At 68.5% G+C, this 15851-nt stretch carries 18 protein-coding genes; 7 read left to right on the top strand and 11 right to left on the bottom strand.

The genetic code is table 11. From position 1 onward, the window contains the following. Nucleotides 1-50 precede the first annotated feature (50 nt). The 7 genes from AC6CHL_RS17090 to AC6CHL_RS17060 all read left to right on the top strand — a co-directional run bounded on the left by AC6CHL_RS17090 (nucleotide 51) and on the right by AC6CHL_RS17060 (nucleotide 4898). Complete coding sequence (locus tag AC6CHL_RS17090; protein WP_448133052.1) at nucleotides 51-686, top strand: LemA family protein; 636 nt, start codon at nucleotides 51-53, stop codon at nucleotides 684-686. Nucleotides 687-690: 4 nt separating this feature from the next. Continuing rightward, complete coding sequence (locus tag AC6CHL_RS17085) at nucleotides 691-1593, top strand: TPM domain-containing protein (RefSeq protein WP_498295467.1); 903 nt, start codon at nucleotides 691-693, stop codon at nucleotides 1591-1593. After that, the gene (locus AC6CHL_RS17080; RefSeq protein WP_038690433.1) at nucleotides 1593-2081 is read left to right on the top strand and encodes a TPM domain-containing protein; all 489 of its coding nucleotides are present in this window, start codon (nucleotides 1593-1595) and stop codon (nucleotides 2079-2081) included. The genes AC6CHL_RS17085 and AC6CHL_RS17080 overlap by 1 nt, the downstream gene beginning before the upstream one ends. Nucleotides 2082-2165: 84 nt before the next feature. After that, complete coding sequence (lgt, locus tag AC6CHL_RS17075) at nucleotides 2166-3056, top strand: prolipoprotein diacylglyceryl transferase (protein ID WP_463600405.1); 891 nt, start codon at nucleotides 2166-2168, stop codon at nucleotides 3054-3056. Beyond that, nucleotides 3053-3847, top strand: a complete 795-nt coding sequence (locus AC6CHL_RS17070; RefSeq protein WP_498295465.1) for a thymidylate synthase — start codon at nucleotides 3053-3055, stop codon at nucleotides 3845-3847. The genes lgt and AC6CHL_RS17070 overlap by 4 nt, the downstream gene beginning before the upstream one ends. After that, nucleotides 3844-4407 (top strand): hypothetical protein, encoded by a 564-nt coding sequence (locus AC6CHL_RS17065; protein WP_498295463.1) that lies wholly within the window; start codon nucleotides 3844-3846, stop codon nucleotides 4405-4407. Before AC6CHL_RS17070 ends, AC6CHL_RS17065 begins: the two co-directional genes overlap by 4 nt. After that, nucleotides 4404-4898: a dihydrofolate reductase gene (locus tag AC6CHL_RS17060; protein ID WP_498295461.1), complete on the top strand. Its 495-nt coding sequence runs from the start codon at nucleotides 4404-4406 to the stop codon at nucleotides 4896-4898. The genes AC6CHL_RS17065 and AC6CHL_RS17060 overlap by 4 nt, the downstream gene beginning before the upstream one ends. Nucleotides 4899-5179: 281 nt before the next feature. Here the strand turns inward: AC6CHL_RS17060 and AC6CHL_RS17055 are convergent, their stop codons facing one another. The 11 genes from AC6CHL_RS17055 to AC6CHL_RS17005 form a co-directional block, all read right to left on the bottom strand. After that, a complete protein-coding gene (locus AC6CHL_RS17055) occupies nucleotides 5180-5761 on the bottom strand; it encodes a hypothetical protein (protein WP_498295460.1) in 582 nt (193 codons plus the stop codon). A 26-nt stretch (nucleotides 5762-5787) separates the two neighbouring features. Further along, on the bottom strand, nucleotides 5788-6453 hold the full coding sequence (locus tag AC6CHL_RS17050; RefSeq protein WP_498295458.1) for a DUF1287 domain-containing protein: 666 nt from the start codon (nucleotides 6451-6453) through the stop codon (nucleotides 5788-5790). Then, on the bottom strand, nucleotides 6450-7460 hold the full coding sequence (locus tag AC6CHL_RS17045; RefSeq protein ID WP_498295456.1) for a symmetrical bis(5'-nucleosyl)-tetraphosphatase: 1011 nt from the start codon (nucleotides 7458-7460) through the stop codon (nucleotides 6450-6452). Before AC6CHL_RS17045 ends, AC6CHL_RS17050 begins: the two co-directional genes overlap by 4 nt. A gap of 13 nt (nucleotides 7461-7473) precedes the next feature. Beyond that, entirely contained in the window at nucleotides 7474-7857 is a 384-nt protein-coding gene (gene apaG / locus AC6CHL_RS17040; RefSeq protein ID WP_038690425.1) for a Co2+/Mg2+ efflux facilitator ApaG/CorD, read from the bottom strand. A gap of 121 nt (nucleotides 7858-7978) precedes the next feature. After that, nucleotides 7979-8812 carry a 16S rRNA (adenine(1518)-N(6)/adenine(1519)-N(6))-dimethyltransferase RsmA gene (gene rsmA / locus AC6CHL_RS17035; RefSeq protein ID WP_498295455.1) on the bottom strand — a complete coding sequence of 278 codons (834 nt, stop codon included), beginning with the start codon at nucleotides 8810-8812 and terminating at the stop codon, nucleotides 7979-7981. After that, nucleotides 8809-9789 carry a 4-hydroxythreonine-4-phosphate dehydrogenase PdxA gene (gene pdxA / locus AC6CHL_RS17030; protein ID WP_498295453.1) on the bottom strand — a complete coding sequence of 327 codons (981 nt, stop codon included), beginning with the start codon at nucleotides 9787-9789 and terminating at the stop codon, nucleotides 8809-8811. Before pdxA ends, rsmA begins: the two co-directional genes overlap by 4 nt. Before the next feature lie 10 nt (nucleotides 9790-9799). Next, on the bottom strand, nucleotides 9800-11149 hold the full coding sequence (locus AC6CHL_RS17025) for a peptidylprolyl isomerase (RefSeq protein WP_448133056.1): 1350 nt from the start codon (nucleotides 11147-11149) through the stop codon (nucleotides 9800-9802). Further along, nucleotides 11146-13599: an LPS-assembly protein LptD gene (lptD, locus tag AC6CHL_RS17020; protein ID WP_448133057.1), complete on the bottom strand. Its 2454-nt coding sequence runs from the start codon at nucleotides 13597-13599 to the stop codon at nucleotides 11146-11148. The genes AC6CHL_RS17025 and lptD overlap by 4 nt, the downstream gene beginning before the upstream one ends. A gap of 120 nt (nucleotides 13600-13719) precedes the next feature. Then, on the bottom strand, nucleotides 13720-14631 hold the full coding sequence (locus AC6CHL_RS17015; RefSeq protein ID WP_038690415.1) for a histone deacetylase family protein: 912 nt from the start codon (nucleotides 14629-14631) through the stop codon (nucleotides 13720-13722). Nucleotides 14632-14665: 34 nt separating this feature from the next. Further along, on the bottom strand, nucleotides 14666-15220 hold the full coding sequence (locus AC6CHL_RS17010) for a cob(I)yrinic acid a,c-diamide adenosyltransferase (protein WP_038690413.1): 555 nt from the start codon (nucleotides 15218-15220) through the stop codon (nucleotides 14666-14668). A 13-nt stretch (nucleotides 15221-15233) separates the two neighbouring features. Further along, a complete protein-coding gene (locus tag AC6CHL_RS17005; RefSeq protein WP_447592013.1) occupies nucleotides 15234-15818 on the bottom strand; it encodes a hypothetical protein in 585 nt (194 codons plus the stop codon). Nucleotides 15819-15851: the final 33 nt, after the last annotated feature.

Raw genomic sequence — 15851 nt, 5'->3', positions numbered from 1 at the left:
CGCAAACGTGGCATGCTCCGGGTCCCGTTCATCGAGATCCGGAGCCGGCCATGCGATCGTTCTCCCGCCTGTTGCTGTTGGCCGTGCTGGCCGCCCTGTTGTCCGGTTGCGGCTACAACGCCATCCAGCAGAAGGATGAGCAGGTCAAGGCCGGTTGGGCCGAAGTGCTCAACCAGTACAAGCGCCGCGCCGACCTGATTCCCAACCTGGTGCAGACCGTGGAAGGCTATGCCAACCAGGAACGCCAGGTGCTCACCGACGTGACCAACGCGCGTTCGCGGGTGGGCCAGATCAACGTCAACGCCGACGATGCGGACTCGCTGAAGCAGTTCCAGCAGGCCCAGGGCGAACTGAGCGGCGCGCTGTCGCGGCTGCTGGTGGTCACCGAAAACTACCCGAACCTCAAGTCCGACCAGGGCTTCCGCGACCTGCAGGCGCAGCTGGAAGGCACCGAGAACCGCATCACCGTGGCGCGTGGCCGCTACATCCAGATGGTGCAGGACTACAACACCTTCCTGCGCCAGTTCCCGCAGTTGATCACCGCCAAGTTGTTCGGCTACCAGGTCAAGCCGAACTTCACCGTGGACAACGAAGCGCAGATCTCCCAGCCGCCGGCGGTCAAGTTCGGTTCGCAGGCCCCGGCCCCGGCCCCCGCGCCGCAGCCGCAGCAGGCCCCGGCGCAGTAACCCGATGAACCTCCTTCGCCTGCTGCGCGGCCTGGTGCTGGCCGGGTTTTGCCTGGCCGGGCCGGCGGTTGCCCAGGCCGACGCGGTGATCCCGCCGCTGTCCTCGCCGGTGGTCGATACCACCGGCACCCTGGACGCCGCCCAGGTCCAGGCGCTGCAGGCACAGGCCTTGGCCCTGCAGCAGCGCAAGGGCAGCCAGTTGCAGATCCTGATGGTGCCCAGCACCGCGCCCGAGTCGATCGAGCAGTACACCCAGCGGGTGTTCGAGCAGTGGCAGATCGGCCGCAAGGGCGTGGACGACGGCGTGCTGCTGGTGGTGGCCAAGGACGACCGCCGGGTTCGCATCGAACCCGGTTACGGGCTGGAAGGGGCGATCCCCGACGCCATCGCCAACCGCGTCATCCAGGAGTACCTGGCCCCGCGCTTCCGCGCCAACGACTACGCCGGCGGCCTGGCCGATGCCAGCGCCGCGCTGGTCAAACTGATCGACGGCGAGGCACTGCCGGCGCCGGTCAGCACCCACCGCGCCAGCCCCAACCCCGATGGCGGCGGCTGGACCTTCGCGCTGGTGATCGGCTTCTTCGTCGGCAGCTTCCTGCGCGCCATCCTCGGCTGGCTGCCGCGCCCGGTGCGCGCGCTGCTGGGCGGCGGCGGCGCGGCGGTGGTCGCCTTCCTGTTCACCTCGTTGTGGCTGGCCAGTGGTTTGGCCGGCCTGATCGGCCTGTTCGTCGGCCTGTCCTCGGGCCGGGCCGGCGCGTTCGCGCGCAATGGCGGCTGGGGCGGTGGTGGAGGCTGGGGCAGTGGCGGCGGTGGTTGGGGCGGCGGCGGTGGCTTCGGCGGCGGTGGCGGCGGCTGGGGCGGCGGCGGTGGACGTTCAGGGGGCGGTGGCGCCTCGGGAGGCTGGTGATGCGCTGGCTTCGGCACGTGTTTTCCCCTTCGGTGCGGCGCGCGTTCCCGCCCGGACGCCTGCAGGCGATCACCGACGCGATCACCGCGGGCGAGCGCCGGCACGGTGGCCAGGTGATGTTTGCGGTGGAAGCGGACCTGCCACTGCTGGCACTGTGGCAGCGGGTCAGCCCCCGCCAGCGCGCCGAGCATGCCTTCGCGCAGCTGCGCACGTGGGATACCGAACACAACAACGGCGTGCTGGTGTACCTGCTGCTGGCCGACCACGCCATCGAGCTGGTCGCCGACCGCGGCCTGCGCGGCAAGGTGGGCGAGGCGCAATGGGCGGCCATCTGCGCCCACATGCAGCAGCGCCTGCGCGACGGTGCGTTGCAGGACGCGGTACTGCTGGCCATCGAGGAGGTATCGGACCTGCTGGCCGGGCACTATCCGCCGGTTCCGGGGTCACAGGATGACGGCCTGCCGAACACGCCGCAGATTCTGGGCTGAAGCCCGGCAATCGCGCGATCGGGGCCGCCGCGAGGCCGCTCCCGGGCGGCGCTAGAATATCTGCATCCCTGCAAGGCGTCCTTCATGATCTATTTCCACGACATCGACCCCATCGCCATCTCGCTTGGGCCGGTCAAAGTGCATTGGTACGGCATCATGTACCTGCTCGGCTTCACCGCCGCCTGGTGGCTGGGGCGCAAGCGGATCGCGGCCGGGCGCCTGCCGGGGGTGAATGCCGACGGTTTCTCCGACCTGCTGTTCTACGCCATGCTTGGCGTGGTGGTGGGCGGGCGCGTGGGCTACATGCTGTTCTATGCGCTGGGCGATTTCCTGCACAACCCGCTGCTGCTGTTCAAGGTGTGGGACGGCGGCATGAGTTTCCACGGCGGCCTGCTGGGCGTGCTGTTCGCCGCGTGGTGGTGGTCGCGCAAGCACCGCCTGCACCTGTTCGATACCCTGGATTTCGTGGCCCCGCTGGTTCCGTTGGGCCTGGGCTTCGGCCGTGTCGGCAACTTCATCGGTGCCGAGCTGTGGGGCAAGTACACCGGCGGCAACTGGGGCGTGGTGTTTCCCAGTGGCCTGCCGGCGCCGTTGAACGGGCTGGACCTGGCCACGTTGAAGGCGCAGTTCGCCACCGGCGCGCTCAACCCATACGCCCGCCATCCCTCGCAGCTGTATGAAGCGCTGCTGGAAGGCCTGGTGATGTTCCTGGTGCTGTGGGCGGTGTCGGCCACGCCGCGCCACCGCTACGTCATCGCCGGCCTGTTCGCGCTGCTGTACGGCATCTTCCGCTTCGCAGTGGAGTTCGTGCGCATGCCCGACAACGGCGTGTACGTCGCCTTCGGCTGGCTGACCAAGGGCCAGATCCTGTGCGTGCCGCTGATCGCCTTCGGCCTGGTCCTGCTGGCGTTGTCGCGCCGCGCCCCGGTGCTGCAGCCGCAGTTGCCGGTGCAGACTGCGGGGGCCAAGGCATGAAGCCGTACCTGGACCTGCTGCAGCACGTGCTGGAGAACGGCACCGAGAAGTCCGACCGCACCGGCACCGGCACGCGCAGCGTGTTCGGCTGGCAGATGCGCTTCAACCTGGGCGACGGCTTCCCGCTGGTCACCACCAAGAAGCTGCACCTGCGGTCGATCATCCATGAGCTGCTGTGGTTCCTGAAGGGCGACACCAACATCGGCTACCTCACCGACAACCAGGTGCGCATCTGGGACGAGTGGGCCGATGCCAACGGCGACCTGGGCCCGATCTACGGCAAGCAGTGGCGCAGCTGGGCCACCGCCGATGGCGGCAGCATCGACCAGATGCAGTGGCTGGTGGAGGAGATCAAGCGCAACCCTGATTCGCGGCGGCTGGTGGTCAGCGCCTGGAACGTGGGCGAGCTGTCGCAGATGGCGTTGATGCCGTGCCACAACCTGTTCCAGTTCTACGTGGTGGACGGCAAGCTCAGCTGCCAGCTGTACCAGCGCAGCGGCGACATTTTCCTGGGCGTGCCGTTCAACATTGCCAGCTACGCGCTGCTCACCCACATGGTGGCGCAGGCCACCGGGCTGGGGGTGGGCGACTTCGTGCATACCCTGGGCGACGCGCACCTGTATTCCAACCACGTCGAGCAGGCGCGCGAGCAGCTGTCGCGCGCGCCGCGCGCGCTGCCGCAGCTGTGGTTGAACCCGGCGGTCACCGACCTGTTCGGCTTCCAGTTCGATGACATCCGCATCGACGGTTACGATCCGCACCCGGCGATCAAGGCGCCGGTGGCGGTATGAGGCTGACGACCGGCGCCGCATTCTGGGTGACGGCCCTGGTCTTCCTGCCGCTTACGTTGCAGGCCGCGACAGCCGAGCGCACCGCGCTGGCCGCCCAGGTCAACGCGCAGATCGTGCAGCAGCAGGAAGAGAAAATGGCGGCCTTCCTGGGCGATACTGCCCGTCAGAGCCAGACGCAAGGCGACGTGCCGGCCGCGTGCAAGGCGGAGATGCTCGAGGCAAGCAACGACCTTGGCGCCTGGAACGCGCGTTACTTCCGGAGCGGCTTCACCGACCCGGTGTACGAGCGATCCATTGAGCAACAGCTGGCCGATGCCTATTCGGCAGCGCAGCTGCAGGCCTTTCTGGATCGTCGCGGCAAGGAAGACCATGGCACGCTCAACGCAGCGGTGATGTCCGCGCCGGGCCTGCAGGACGCGCAGCTTGCCCACCTGAAAAAACTCAGCGACGCCCTTGACCAGGCTATGCATGCCGATCCAGCGTGGCTGAAGGCGCTGGCCAGGTTCCGCGTGGCCATGGATGCGTGCGATCAACTGAAGAGGGGAGGTTCGTCGCCATGAAGCTGTCGATGATCGTGGCGCTGGACCGCAACCGTGGCATCGGTCGCGACAACGACCTGCCCTGGCAGCTGCCCGACGACCTCAAGCATTTCAAGGCGTTGACCCTGGGCAAGCCGATCCTGATGGGGCGCAAGACCGCGCAGTCGCTGGGCCGCGCGCTGCCGGGCCGGTCCAACCTGGTGCTCACCCGCAGCGGCGAGGTGCCGTTCGAGGGCATGCAGGCGGTGGCCTCGGTGGACGACGCGCTGGCCTTCGCCGCGGCCAGCGGTGCGGACGAACTGTGCGTGATCGGCGGGGGCGAGGTGTATCGCCTGACGATGGCCCAGGCCACCGACCTGCACCTGACCTGGGTGGACACCACGGTGGCCGCCGACACCCACTTCCCGCCGGTCGACCCGGCGCTGTGGGTGGAAGTGGCACGCGAGCACCACCCGGCCGACGCACGGCATTCGACCGCGTTCGACTTCGTGGATTACACGCGTCACCCGTAGAGCCGGGCTTTGCCCGGCTGGTATCAGCAGCGCGCGAGGCAGCACCGTAGAGCCGGGCTCTGCCCGGCTTGTTTCAGTAGCACGCGAGGCAACATCGTAGAGCCGGGCTCTGCCCGGCTGGTATCAGCAGCGCGCGAAGCAGCATCGTAGAGCCGGGTTTTACCCGGCTTCTTTCAGCAGCACGCGCGCTTGCCGAAAGGCAGCCGGGCAGAGCCCGGCGCTACGCGGCTTGGATCAGCAGCGCGTGCACTTACAGAAACGCAGCCGGGCAGAGCCCGAGGTCATGCGCGCGTTTTGATGCCCAGCAACGTCAACGATGCGGCCAGCCGCGCCGGGTCGGCGCCGTGCTGCAGGGCATGTTGCAGGCAGGCCTTGTCGTCATCGCTCAACGCGGCATCGCGTTGCAGGCCGGCGGCCGGCATGAACGACGGTGCCGCCAGCAATGCCTCCGGTGCGGCGAAACGCGCGAACCACGGAAGCAGCACGTCGGCGGTGTAGCGCTCAAGATCGGCCAGGCAGCGCTCACGGCCATGCCCCGATGCCAGGTTGAAGCGCAGGTGGAAGCGCGACTCACGCAGTGCCAGCAACGCGTCCTGGCTGTCCGGCCCGTTCAGGGCCAGCGCCGGAAAGTCGCTGTCGAGCACGCGGACACCGGCCTGCAGACGTAGCGCCAGCGAGGTGTCGATGCTTGCCCGGCCGGCGCCTTCGCGCTGCAGGAACACGAAGCTGGCGGTATGCGCATGGCGCTGCACCCACAGCATCTTGCGCGTGCGTTGGAACCCGGTGGGCGTCAGCAGCGCGTCGAACGCGGCCTGCATGCCTGCCAATGATGCCGTGGGAGTGGCGGGAGACGGTTCGGGCATGGGCGCGTCCTTGCGGTGGCCAGCGCTCAGGCGGGCGGCCGGTAATGGCCAATGATGGTGTGGGCGAACAGCAGGTCTTCTTCCTGCGTGCCGCGCGCGATGTTGTGCAGGATCAACGGGGTGCCGTCGCTGCGCCGACGGTCGGAGACGATGCCCACGTGCAGCAGCCCGTTGCCGTTGAGCTTCCAGGCCACGATGTCGCCGGCGGCAAAGTCGGCCGCCTGGCGCGAGGCCGGTTGCTGCCAGCCCTGCCGCTCGAACCAGCGCATCAGGTTCGGTACGCGGCGATGGTCGATGTTGCGGTCCGGCCGCGACAGCCCCCACAGCGCCGGGTAGGCGTTGAACGCACCGCGCATGTCCTCGTGGATACGTTGCTGCAGGTCCAGGCCCTGGGTGCGCAGGGCGCGCACGATCACATCGGTGCACACGCCGCCGTCGAGGGGGACGTCGCCACCGGGATAGCCCAGTACGGCATAGGCGGGGTCGTAGCGCACGGTCTGCCCGATCTGGCGGCGGGCGGCGGCCACCAGCGGCGGCGAGGGCAGCGTCGGTGGCCTTGCGGCGGGGGCGGGCGTGGCGACCGGCGCGCCGGCGTCAGCGTCGGCCGGCGTCGGACTGCGCTGGCAGGCCACACCGGCCAGGGCCAGCAGTGCTGCCAGACCCACCCGCAGCCGCCGCCCCGTGCCGATCATGCCGGGGTCGGGGTGCTTCCGCCGGTGTCGCCGGCCGGTTCAGGGTTGCGGCGCGGCGACGACGGGCCGCGCGGGCCGCGTTCGCGACGCTGGCCCTGCGGCTGCCGCGGTGGACGGCCATTGCCCTGCGGCTCGCCATCGCCGGCCGGACGCCGTGCCGGCGGACGCGGCGGCGACACCGGCCGGAGCACATCGCGGCCCGGAACCTGCACCACGCGCAGCTCGTCGGTATCCAGCTGCAACGCGGTGAGCTTGCCGCCCCATACCGCGCCGGTATCGATGGCATGCACGCCCTGGGTGATGGTCAGGCCCAGGGCCGACCAGTGCCCGCACACGATCTTCAGGTCACGCTCGGCGCGCCCGGGCACTTCAAACCACGGGTACAGGCCCTGTTCCTGCGTGCCCGGGGTGCCCTTGTCCTCGATCCCGATGCGCCCACGCGGCGTGCAATAGCGCATGCGCGTGAACAGGTTGATGATCGCGCGGGAGCGGTCGTACCCGGCCAGGCCGGGCGACCAGCTGGGCTTGTCGCCATACATGTTGCGGAACAGCTTGCGGTAGCCGCTGCCGTGCAGCTGCACCTCCACTTCGCGGGCATGCTTCTCGGCCAGCTGGGTGGTCCATTTCGGGGCCAGCCCGGCGTGGATCATCATCCAGCCCAGTTCGCGGTCCACGTGCGCCAACTTCTGCAGGCGCAGCCAGTCCAGCAGCACGTCGCGGTCGTCGGCCTGCACGATGCGCAGCAGGTCCGGGTTGACCTTGCGCTGCTCTTCCTCGGTGCGGGCACCCACGGCCAGCAGGCTCAGGTCATGGTTGCCCAGCACCACCACGCTGCTGTCGCGCAGCGAATGGACCAGGCGCAGGGTTTCCAGCGACTGCCCACCGCGGTTGACCAGGTCGCCGCAGAACCACAGGGTATCCACCGCCGGGTCGAAGCGGATCTTCTCCAGCAACCGTTGGGTGACGTCGTAGCAGCCCTGCAGGTCGCCGATGGCCCATACACTCATGCGCGCGCCTCCATCAGTGCAGTGTGCGCGGAACGGTCAACACGAACGGCGCGATGGCGGCGGCGAACTCGGTGCCATCGTCGGCCACCATGTCGTAATGCCCCTGCATCGTGCCGTGTTCCGTTTCCAGCATGACACCGGAGGTGTAACGGAAGTCTTCACCCGGGCGCAGCCGCGGCTGCTCGCCGATCACCCCGTCGCCATCCACGTGTTCGATGCGGCCGTTGGCATCGGTGATGCGCCAGTGGCGCGCCACCAGGCGGGCGGCCACGCGGCCGTGGTTGTGGATGCGGATCGTATAGGCGAACGCGTAGCGCCCGTCCTCCGGCGTGGACTGGTCGTCGAGGAAGCGCGGAGCGACCTCGACCGAGATCGCATAGTGTGCAGCGTCGTTCATGCAGGCAGTTTAGAGAATGTCGTGCAGTTTGAGGTGAGCGCGCCATGGGATGGCGCGCTCCTTCAGGGAATTCAAGCGGTTTTACGTGCCTGCGCCCGGTGAGCGGCGCAGGGCGGGGCGATCATCCCTGCGGCGCGTCGTCGGCCGCCACCTGCGGAACGTTGGCCAAGGCGATGAACTGCGCCACTTCCAGCTGCTCGGCACGGGCATCGCTGCGTACGCCCGCGGCCTCGAACTGCTCGGGCGTGACCACCCCGTTCAGGGCGTTGCGCAGGGTCTTGCGGCGCTGCCCGAAGGCGGCCCGGACCACATCGGCGAAGCGCTTGCGGTCAATGATGCCGACGGTGTCCGGATCACGCGGCACCAGCCGCACCACGGCCGAGTCCACCTTCGGCGGCGGCCGGAAGGCACCGGGCGGCACCACGAACAGCGCCGTCACCTTGCACCACGCCTGCAGCATCACGCTCAGGCGGCCGTAGACCTTGCTGCCGGGGCCGGCCGCCATGCGGTCCACCACTTCCTTCTGCAGCATGAAGTGCATGTCGCGGATCACCGCCGCATGCTCCATGGCGTGGAACAGGATCGGCGAGGAGATGTTGTAGGGCAGGTTGCCCACCAGCCGGATCTGGCCGTCGCCGGCGAGCTCGGTGAAGTTCACCAGCAGCACGTCGCGGTGCACGATGGTCAGCTCGCCCAGCGGTTCAGCGGCGGCGGTCAAGGGCGCGATCAGGTCGCGATCGAACTCGATCACGGTCAGGCGCGGATGGCGGCGCAGCAGCGGCAGGGTGATGGCACCCTGGCCCGGGCCGATCTCGACCAGGCGGTCGTCGTCCTTCGGGTTGACCGCCAGCACGATCTTGTCGATGTAGCTGCGATCGGCCAGGAAGTGCTGGCCAAGCTGCTTTTTGGGCGGCGCGGTGAACCCGCCGGCCGAGGAAGAATACGAGGAAGTCATGGCACCATCTTACGTTGCCGCGCCAGCCGGGCACACAGCGCGGTGGCAGCGAGGAGGCTGGAAGGGTCGGCGATGCCCCGGCCGGCCATGTCCAGCGCGGTGCCGTGGTCAACGGCCACCCGCGGATAGGGCAGGCCCAGGGTGATGTTGACGGCCTGTTCAAAGCCGCTGTACTTGAGCACCGGCAGGCCCTGGTCGTGGTACATCGCCAGCACCGCATCGAACCCGGCCAGCTTGGCCGGCAGGAACGCGGTGTCGGCGGGCAGCGGCCCGATCAGGTCCATGCCCTGGTCGCGCAGGCGCTGCAGCAGGGGGATGATCAGGTCCAGCTCTTCACGCCCCAGGTGGCCGTCTTCCCCCGCGTGCGGGTTCAGGCCAAGCACCGCGATGCGCGGCGCGGCGATGCCGAAGTCGCGGTGCAGGGCGGCGTGCACGGTGTGCAGGGTGCGCGCCAGCCCATCGGCGGTGAGGGCATCGGCCACCGCGCGCAGCGGCAGGTGGGTGGTGGCCAGGGCCACGCGCACGATGTTGTTGGCCAGCATCATCACCACCTCCATGCCGGCCTGGTCGGCCAGCAGTTCGGTGGTGCCGCTGTAGGCAATGCCGCCCTGGTTGATCACCGCCTTGTGCACCGGGCCAGTTACCACGCCATCCAGTTCACCGGACAGGCAGGCCTGGCCGGCCTGCAGCAGCGCGCCGATCACCGCGCCGGCATTGGCCGGATCGGCGTGGCCGAAGCGCGAGGGGACGGCATTGCGCACTGCGCGCACACGCAGATCGCCCGGCTGGCGGGCGATGGCATCTTCAGGCAGGAGCTGCAGGGGCAGCGACAGCGCCGCGGCGGCGGCGTGCAGGGTGTCCGGGTCGGCGAAGGCCAGCAGCCGGCACTCGGTGCGCGGCTGCTGGGCAAGGCGGATGCAGAGTTCCGGACCGATCCCGGCGGGCTCGCCCGGTACCAGAGCGAGCTGCGGGATCATCGGGGCAACCTCAGGACTGCGGCGGCGTGGTGGTGCCGGTGCCGGTGGCGTCCGCGCCCGTACGCAGGTTGACGTAGGCTTCGCCACGCAGTTCCTGCAGGTAGCGGTTGTACTCTTCTTCCAGCTTGCGGCGACCGATGGTCTCGCGGATCTGGGCACGCTGGTTGTCGGTGGTTGCATCGGTCTGGCGCGTGGCAACGCGCTGCACGATGTGCCAGCCGGCATCGGTGCGGAAGGCCGGGCTCACGCCGCCGTCTTCCACGCCAGCCACCTGCTTGCCGAAGTCCGGGCCGAAGGCATCGGCCGGGAACCAGCCCAGATCGCCGCCCTGGCCCTTGCTGTTGTTGTCCTCCGACGCTTCCTTGGCCACCGCCTGGAAATCGGCGCCGCCGGCGATGCGGGCACGCAGCGTTTCGATCTTGGCCTTGGCCGCGGCATTGTCCTGCTGGTCGGTGATGCGCACCAGGATATGGCGGGCATGGTACTCGGTGATGGTCTGGCCGCTGGCGGCGGCGCTGGCATCGCGCACTTCCACCAGCTTGAGCAGCTGGAAGCCGCTCGGGCCGCGGATCGGGCCGACCACGTCGCCCGCCTTCATCTGCGCCATCATCTGCGCGAATGCGTTGGGAATTTCATCCAGCGAACGCCAGCCCAGGTCGCCGCCTTCCAGCGCGTTGGGGCTGTCCGAATAGCGGACGGCCGCCGCGTTGAAGTCCAGTTCGCCCTTGTCCAGCAGCGCCTTGACGCCATCGGCCTTCTTCTGGCCGGTGCTGATCTGATCGGCGGTGGCGCCTTCCGGCAGGCCGATCAGGATGTGGGCCAGATGGTACTGGGTGCCCACCGAGGCCTGCTGCTTCAGCGCGGCATCCACTTCACCCTCGCTGACGCTGATGCGGCTCTGCGCGAAGCTCTGGCGCAGGCGCTGCACGGTGATTTCATCGCGGACCGAGTTGCGGAAATCGTTGAAATCGATGCCGTCATGGGCCAGGCGCTGGCGCAGGGCGTCCAGGTTGGAACCGTTCTGCTGGGCGATCGCGTTCAGGGCCTGGTTGAGCTCCTGGTCGCCGATCTTGATCCCGCTGCTCTGGGCGCGCGCCACCTGCAGCTTGACCAGCACCAGGCGTTCAAGCACCTGGCGGCTCAGCACGTCTTCCGGCGGCAGCTGGTTCTCACGACCGGCGTACTGCGCCTTGATGTTCTGGATCGCACGGTCCAGTTCGCTCTGCAGCACCACGTCTTCATCGACGATGGCGGCAATGCGGTCCAGCGGCTGGCTCTGCTGGGCCAGCACCTGCAGCGGTGCTGAGACGGTGGATACCGCCAGCAGGGAAGCGAGTAGAACGGGAAGGGTCTTGGTCATGGGATCTGATTCGGATCGTAGTCGTCGCGGTCGGCCCCGGTGTTGCTGGGCGGCACGAGATAGAGGTCGTCTCGGTAGTACCCGAGAATAGCACGGCGCAAGGTGCGGTCCGTGTTCTGGCCGATGGAGCTCAAGCCCTTGAGCACGAACTCGATCTGGAAGGAATTGTTCAGCTCGCCCTCGCGGTTGCGCACGTAGCGGCGGGCGATGGCGCGAACCGCCAGGCAGCAGCTGTCCCACTGCACGCCACCGATGATTTCCAGCGGCTTCTTGTCTTCGAGGGAGTAGTAGTAGCGCCCCACCAGGCTCCAGCGCGGGCTGATCGGGTACAGGAACGACAGGTCGACCTGTTCAAGCAGCGTGCGTTCTTCCTTGGTCGCGGTGATCGGCGCTGCCGCGTTGATGCGGTAGCGGTAGGTCAGGTTGACGACGCCGTCGTTGGACATCAGATACCGCGCCCGCAGGCTGGCCAGGTCCTCCCGCTTGTACTTGGGATCCCACTGGTAGGTGGCCCCGAGCGTCCAGCGGTCGTTGACGGCGTAATTGGCATCGGCGATCCACGCCGACTTGCCCTGCTCGACCTGGGCCTGCTGGCCCGGCAGGGTCACCCGCGAGTCATCGAAGTACAGGATCTGGCCGATGCTGCCGGAGAAGCGCTCGCGCCCGGTGGTCTGGTCGATGAAGCGGGTGCTCAGCGCCATCGTCAGCTGGTTGGCATCGTTCTGGCGGTCGGCGCCGGTATAGCGCGAGTCGCGGAACAGCTGGCCCCAGCTGAAGGTGAAGTCGCGGGTGTCGAAGACCGGCAGCTCGCTCTGGTCGCGGTAGGGCGTGCGCAGGTAGAACAGGCGCGGCTCCAGGGTGTGCAGGAACGACTTGCCGCCGATGGTGGTCTCGCGGTCGAAGAACATGCCCGCATCCAGGCTGGCCACCGGCATGCTGCGGCTGGGCGAGGTATTGCCACGCAGCTGGTCCGGGGTGGCGGTGGCCGGATCGACGCCGGCGTCGATCAGCGCCTGGCGGCGCACATCGTTGGCCAGCCCCTGGTCCAGGTCATAGGCGGTGTAACGCCAGGCCATGGTCGGCGTCACGTACCAGGACGGACCACTGAAGGGCAGGGAGACGTAAGGCTTCACGTCCAGGCGCGAACCGTTGAACTGCTGCACCACCTGGCCGGTACGCTCGTATTCCTGCTCCGGGCCGAACTTGACGTTGATGTCGTCGTGGGTGAAGTGCACCGCTTCCGCGTATACGCCGGTTTCCAGCCACGGCAACAGCGGCTTGTCCCAGTTGAAGAACGCGCGCGGCTGGCGCGCATACGGCAGCGAGCTTTCGGTCAGGGTGTAGTCGGTGAGCTGCCAGTAATCGGCCATCAGGCCGCCGGTCCAGTTCTCACCGGTGCCGTAGATGCCCACCTGGCTCTGCAGGTTGGACGCGGTCACACCCAGCAGCTTGCTGGAGAAGTCTTCGGTATACCGCTCGTCGCTGACCCAGGCGATATTGGCGCGCGCCTGCCAGTTGGCGTTGAGGTTGTGGTAACCCTCGAACTCGACCCGGCCGCGATCCTTGTCACGCAGCTTGTCGTTGGGCAGGTAGGCGGTCAGCAGGGTGCCGCGGCCCCCGTCGTAGAGATAGCGGAACTCGTTGTCCAGCATCAGGCCGCGCTTGCTCATGTAGCGCGGGGTCAGGGTGTCGTCGTAGTTCGGCGCCAGATTGAAGTAGATCGGCTGGGCGTAATCGAAGCCGTTGCGCCCGGACAGGCCCAGCTGCGGGTACAGCAGGCCGGTCTGGCGACGGTCGTCGATCGGGAACTTGAAGTACGGGGCCCACAGCACCGGCACCTTGCCGATCCGCAGCACGGCGTTGCGCGCGGTGCCGAAGCCTTCGTCGTTGTCCACTTCAATCTGCGGTGCCGACAGCTTCCAGACCGGCTGGGACGGGTCGCAGGTGGTGTAGGTGGAGCGGTGCATCTGCCCGACCGCACCCTGCAGGTCCACCGATTCGGCGCCACCGTTGCCACGGCGATCCACCAGCTGGTACTGGATGTCGCTGATCTTGTGGGTGTCCGCTTCCTGGTTGCCTTCGGCGCGCTTGGCCACCATCCGGATCGAGGAGTCCTGGTAGCGGACGTTGCCCTCGGCGATGTAGTTGCCGCTTTCGGTGTCGAAGCTCAGGTGGTCGGTACCCAGGAACTGGTCGCCGCGCTTGAGCGCGACGTTGCCCTGGTATTGCGGCACCGTGGACGTGCCAAACAGCTGGTCGCCCTCGATGTCGGTGTCCTGCTGGTCGCGCGTGGCGGCCGCGGCCTTGTCGGCTTTGGGCGCATCGTCGAACACGGGCAGCACGTCAGTGGCCGGGCACAGGCCCCAGTTCACCGGTTTGTCGTCGGCCATGGCCGGCAGGCAGATGGCGATGCTCAGGGGGAGAGGCAGCAGGCGGAGGGCTCGGCGCACGCGGGAGTCGGATTCGGGGGAAAACGGATCGTAGCTTGCCCCATCCCTTGCATAGGGGCAATGAAGGCCTTGCCCGGCCAAGGGTTCAGGTTCATGCGCGGGCTCGACCCGCGCAGCTGCTCAGCGCAGCTGGCCGACGTGGGCCACGCTGCATTCGGCCAAGGCCTGCAGGTCGTATCCGCCCTCCAGCATGGACACCACCCGGCCACCGCCATGACGCCGGGCCAGCCCGCGCAGCTCGGCGGTGATCCAGGCGAAATCGTCGGTCTCCAGCATCAGGTCGGCCTGCGGATCGCGCAGATGCGCATCGAAACCGGCCGAGATCAGCAGCAGCTGCGGGCGGAAATCGTCGATGGCCGGCAGCATTTCATCGGCCCAGGTGTTGCGGAAGCGGAACCCGCCGCTGCCCGGCGGCAGCAGGATGTTCATCAGGTTGCCCGCACCGCGGTCGCGGCGCAGCCCGGAGTTGGGAAACAGCCCGGCCTGGTGGGTGCTGTAGTAGGCCACGCCGGGGTCGGCGATGAAGATGTCCTGGGTGCCGTTGCCGTGGTGCACGTCGAAATCGACGATGGCGATGCGTTCCAGCCCGTAGCGGTCGCGCGCATAGGCGGCGGCCACGGCGATGTTGTTGAGCAGGCAGAACCCCATCGCGGTGCTGGCCGTGGCGTGGTGGCCGGGCGGGCGCACCGCGCAGAACGCGACCGGGTCATCGCCCAGCATCACCGCGTCCACGGCGGCCACGCCGGCGCCGGCGGCATGCAGGGCCGCGCTGGCCGAGCCGGGCGAGGTCAGGGTGTCCATGTCGATCTGGCGCAGCGGCTCGGTCTGCGCCTTGAGCACCAGGTCGATCAGCTCGCTGTCGTGCACACGCGCCAGCTCGCCCAGCTTGGCCGGCGGCGCCTGGCGCCAGTCCAGCTGGTCGGGGAAGGCGGCGAGCAGGGCATCGAGCACCACCTGCAGGCGTTGCGGGGATTCGGGGTGGCCGCGGCCGGGATCGTGTTGCAGACAGGCAGGGTGGGTAAAGACCAGCATGCGGGCAGGGGTTCCGGTGGGGCGGAAGGAGGGCTCAGGCGTGGCGGCGTTCGTGGCGCCAGACCACCTCGCCGTGCCCGTCGGCGCGGGCCAGCACCCGGGCCAGCACGAACAGCAGGTCGGACAGGCGGTTGAGGTAGCCGATGGCTTCGGCGCGCACCGGCTCCAGCCGCGCCAGGGTCACCGTTTCGCGCTCGGCCCGGCGCACGATGGTGCGGGCCAGGTGGCAGCGTGCGGCCGCCTCGCCGCCGGCCGGCAGGATGAAGTCCTTCAGGGCGGGCAGATCGGCGTTGTAATGGTCGAGCTGCTGCTCCAGGGCGTCGATGTCGGCCGCCTGGATGGCCGCGTGGCCGGGAATGCAGAGCTCCCCGCCCAGGTCGAACAACTGGTGCTGCACGGTGGTCAGCAGCGCCCGGACGTCGTCGGGCAGGGCGACCGCCAGCAGCACGCCCAGCGCCGAGTTGGCCTCGTCGACGGTGCCGTAGGCGTTGACCCGCTGGGCATCCTTGGGCACCCGGCTGCCGTCGCCGAGCCCGGTGCTACCGTCATCGCCGGTGCGGGTATAGATGCGTGAAAGCCGGTTGCCCATGCGTGCCGACCGCTCAGCGCAGGACGTCGTGGCGCGCCTGCAGCAGCTTGCCGACCTGTTCGGTAGTCAGCTGCAGCGCGGCGGCCAGGCCGACATAGATCGCGGCAGTGCGCAGGTAGGGCACGAACCAGTCGGCGTAGTTCTTCAGCCAACCGGCGGCGGTCGGTTCGGCCACCATGTCGCTACTCCAGTAGAACCCGCCCTGCGCGAACAGGTGGCAGACCGCCACCGCGGCCACCAGCAGCAGGGCCGCCTTGCCGAGCGTGAGCCACTGCGCGCCGTGGTACCCCTGGCGCAGCAGCATGCCGCCGGCCCACATCGAGAAGTACGCCGGCAGCAGCATCCAGGTGCCAGGCGAGACGCAGTAATGCTGCAGGTACTGCTGGCCGCTGCTGCGGATCACCAGGATGTCGATCACGATGGCCAGCGCCATCAGCAGCGGGAACGCCCAGCGGGTCCAGCTCCTCAGGTAGAACCCGCCGATGAAGAACACGGCCCAGGAGGCATCCGGGATCGCCATGAAGTGATTGACCCGGGTGGCGGCCATCAGCAGTACGAGCACGGACAGGACGAAGGCGCGTTGGGCGGTGGTGGACATGGCAGCCACGGGAAAGGGTCAGGCATTCATTCT

It is taken from the genome of Stenotrophomonas sp. GQ19 (assembly GCF_059758695.1).
This window is presented reverse-complemented; position numbering and strand designations above follow the sequence as displayed.

Excerpts from the sequence above, each read along its gene's own strand:
- pdxA (WP_498295453.1), bottom strand. The coding sequence starts at position 9,789 with ATGATCCCGCAGCTCGCTCTGGTACCGGGCGAGCCCGCCGGGATCGGT.
- AC6CHL_RS17045 (WP_498295456.1), bottom strand. The coding sequence starts at position 7,460 with ATGAGTGTATGGGCCATCGGCGACCTGCAGGGCTGCTACGACGTCACC.
- AC6CHL_RS17010 (WP_038690413.1), bottom strand. The coding sequence starts at position 15,220 with ATGGGCAACCGGCTTTCACGCATCTATACCCGCACCGGCGATGACGGT.
- AC6CHL_RS17065 (WP_498295463.1), top strand. The coding sequence starts at position 3,844 with ATGAGGCTGACGACCGGCGCCGCATTCTGGGTGACGGCCCTGGTCTTC.
- AC6CHL_RS17055 (WP_498295460.1), bottom strand. The coding sequence starts at position 5,761 with ATGCCCGAACCGTCTCCCGCCACTCCCACGGCATCATTGGCAGGCATG.
- rsmA (WP_498295455.1), bottom strand. The coding sequence starts at position 8,812 with ATGACTTCCTCGTATTCTTCCTCGGCCGGCGGGTTCACCGCGCCGCCC.
- AC6CHL_RS17070 (WP_498295465.1), top strand. The coding sequence starts at position 3,053 with ATGAAGCCGTACCTGGACCTGCTGCAGCACGTGCTGGAGAACGGCACC.
- AC6CHL_RS17085 (WP_498295467.1), top strand. The coding sequence starts at position 691 with ATGAACCTCCTTCGCCTGCTGCGCGGCCTGGTGCTGGCCGGGTTTTGC.
- AC6CHL_RS17090 (WP_448133052.1), top strand. The coding sequence starts at position 51 with ATGCGATCGTTCTCCCGCCTGTTGCTGTTGGCCGTGCTGGCCGCCCTG.
- AC6CHL_RS17050 (WP_498295458.1), bottom strand. The coding sequence starts at position 6,453 with ATGATCGGCACGGGGCGGCGGCTGCGGGTGGGTCTGGCAGCACTGCTG.
- lgt (WP_463600405.1), top strand. The coding sequence starts at position 2,166 with ATGATCTATTTCCACGACATCGACCCCATCGCCATCTCGCTTGGGCCG.
- AC6CHL_RS17060 (WP_498295461.1), top strand. The coding sequence starts at position 4,404 with ATGAAGCTGTCGATGATCGTGGCGCTGGACCGCAACCGTGGCATCGGT.
- AC6CHL_RS17015 (WP_038690415.1), bottom strand. The coding sequence starts at position 14,631 with ATGCTGGTCTTTACCCACCCTGCCTGTCTGCAACACGATCCCGGCCGC.
- AC6CHL_RS17005 (WP_447592013.1), bottom strand. The coding sequence starts at position 15,818 with ATGTCCACCACCGCCCAACGCGCCTTCGTCCTGTCCGTGCTCGTACTG.
- AC6CHL_RS17025 (WP_448133056.1), bottom strand. The coding sequence starts at position 11,149 with ATGACCAAGACCCTTCCCGTTCTACTCGCTTCCCTGCTGGCGGTATCC.
- apaG (WP_038690425.1), bottom strand. The coding sequence starts at position 7,857 with ATGAACGACGCTGCACACTATGCGATCTCGGTCGAGGTCGCTCCGCGC.
- AC6CHL_RS17080 (WP_038690433.1), top strand. The coding sequence starts at position 1,593 with ATGCGCTGGCTTCGGCACGTGTTTTCCCCTTCGGTGCGGCGCGCGTTC.